Consider the following 2,482-nt stretch of genomic DNA (forward strand, 5'->3'; position numbering starts at 1 on the left):
CAGAATGGCGGCAAGACAGTCGATACCTCTCCGCAGTTGCACGGCACGATCAGCACTGCCCTGCACGAAGGCGAAGTGCTCGCCATTTATCGCGACGGCCAGAAGATCGGCACGGCCTCAGTCACGGGGCTCGACTGGTCGTATCAGGACGAGGGCCTCACGAAGGGGCAGCACGTCTACACGGCGAGTGTTATTTCTGCGTCGGGCGAACAGGGCGTTCATTCCGAAGATTTTGTAATTACTGAGACGGCTGGAACCGGCAGCGGTTTTCAATTACTTGCGACGGAAGATTTCCTGATTTTCGACACGCGGTTCGAGGCTAGAGCCACGTCTGACGGCAAAGCCATTTCCGTCGATATGCTTGAGGGCGTAAGGATGCTCGAGAAAGCCGGAATGACCGTCAAAAGCTACACCGACAACGGCGGCGTGATTAGTATTGAAGTCGACTGGGTTGCATATATGAAAGCTCACCCGGAGGACCCATATCTCGATTTGGATATGCATCGTCATATCGATAACGATCAAGGCGGCCTTAACTACTACAATTTAATCGCCGTTCCAGACTACCCAATTCTGCTCAACTTGCTCGGGAGATGGGTACAAGCGAACTTCGTAGCAGATGCCGGTGGGCAGTCACCCACGCCACCAGCCGCAGCCACGATCACCGGCGTATTCGATTCTTACGTGGACGCCGAAGGTCATGCGCAGCTTTCCTTGGTTCCTGCGGGCGGGGCCTCCAGCGAATCGACACATAGAATCGAAGGAACCCTTAGCGAGCCGATGAACAAGTGGAGCGATACGCTCGTCGTTTACCGCGATGGCGAGAAGCTGACGGGGGACACGCATTCGTTCAATTCACTCTCAAATTATTCGAGCACCACGTGGTGGATCGTCGATAACGACGCGCCTCCCGGAGCGCACGTCTATACGGCGCGCGTCGAGCGCCAATTCGAGGCCCAGGGACCTTGGTCACCGGGCTACGAGATTCTGGAATTTGCTCACGAGCCAACCGAGGACTCACTGACTGCTCGCATGTTGATGACCAATAGCTCGCTGCTTGTCGAGACGGGAAACCTGCATCACACGAACGCAGATGGCAGTGTTGCATCCATTCAGTTGAAGGCGGAGATTACGTTGGCTGGTAGCACGATTGCCGTGTTTCAAGCCGCCGTTGATGAGAATGGAACTGCCTCGTTCGAAGCTGATTGGGCACGTCTAATCGCAGCAAATCCGGGCGCTAAGCTCACGATAACTGCGCACGACAACATCAGCCAATCGGATCAGATTGTGGACATACATACGCTAGGAACGCTGGCGGGCCAGATCGGTCACTGGGTAACAGCAACACCGGATGGCGAAAGCGCGATTTTCTTCAACGCGGCAGATCGAAGCGCGCATATCCATGGGACCACTGGCATTAACACGATCACGGTTTCGGATGATCACCAGTTAATCGATCTGACATCGCTTACCGGCAAGACCGTCGGATCGACGGTCACGGGAATCGAGCGAATCGATCTCGGCGGTCAACACAATACCTTGAAGATTGCGATGATCGACGTGTTAAATCTCGGCGAGACTGACCTGTTCCGAGCGGATGGCAAGCAGCAATTCATGGTCAATGGCAAGGCTGTTGATACCGTGGAATTGTCCAACACCCGCGTAGCAGGAATCGCCGATGGGGATTGGGAACGCCAGGGTAAGGCCACGATTGGAGGCGTGGCCTACGATGTCTACGAGCACTCGACAGCGCATGTTGAATTGATGGTGCAACAGGGCGTGCAATTGTCGATGCACTAGTTCCAGATAGGTCGAGCATCAAGAGTCGCAGGCCCGCAAAGCCTGCGACTCAATATTGCGTCGCGTTCGATTAACTTAATAGCTTGCAGGATCAATTCGCTTTGATTTTCCGATAGCAATATTTCAATCGCTACCATCAAATAAAAAAAGATAGCAAACCGAAAAAGCATGGCGGTTTCAAACCGAAGCGCAACAGGAGGCTCTAGTGTTTAGAGCCTTGAGTTTGGCTGGCTGAGGCAAGTGTTGCAGCGAAGACCTCGAATGGAGAATGGAACGCGTGAGTTGCTCGGGGCCGACTGTTCAGGCTGTCGGCAATGGCATCGAGTTCGTCCTGACTGTAGACCGAGAGGTCGGTGCCTTTGGGCAGATATTGGCGAAGCAATCCGTTGGTGTTCTCGCAGCTCCCGCGTTGCCAGGGGCTATGTGGATCACAGAAGTAGATGTTCACGCCGGTGGCGCAGGCAAGCTCCTTATGCCGCGACATCTCCTTACCCTGGTCGTACGTCAAGCTCTGCCGTAGCGGCGCGACAATCGAATTTAGTTTGGCAGAGAAGCCTGCTAACGCGGACTCGGCGGTCGCGTCTTCCATCTTGGCGAGCAGTACTAGGCGGCTGGTTCGTTCGACCAGCACGCCGACAGAAGATTGGTTGCCCGCGCCCTTGATGAAGTCACCTTCCCAGTG

At 54.8% G+C, this 2,482-nt stretch carries 2 protein-coding genes; one reads left to right on the plus strand and one right to left on the minus strand.

Going from position 1 to position 2,482, the window contains the following annotated elements; genetic code table 11:
- Window positions 1-36 precede the first annotated feature (36 nt).
- Window positions 37-1,800, plus strand: coding sequence for a hypothetical protein (locus tag BSU04_RS48150; protein WP_256983645.1), 1,764 nt, complete (start codon window positions 37-39; stop codon window positions 1,798-1,800).
- Window positions 1,801-2,002: 202 nt separating this feature from the next.
- On the opposite strand, the gene BSU04_RS33345 is transcribed toward BSU04_RS48150, so the two are convergent.
- On the minus strand, window positions 2,003-2,482 hold a 480-nt coding region (locus BSU04_RS33345), incomplete at its 5' end, for an IS30 family transposase (RefSeq protein ID WP_144021429.1).

The organism is Caballeronia sordidicola (genome assembly GCF_002220365.1).
Taxonomy (GTDB): Bacteria; Pseudomonadota; Gammaproteobacteria; order Burkholderiales; family Burkholderiaceae; genus Caballeronia; species Caballeronia sordidicola_C.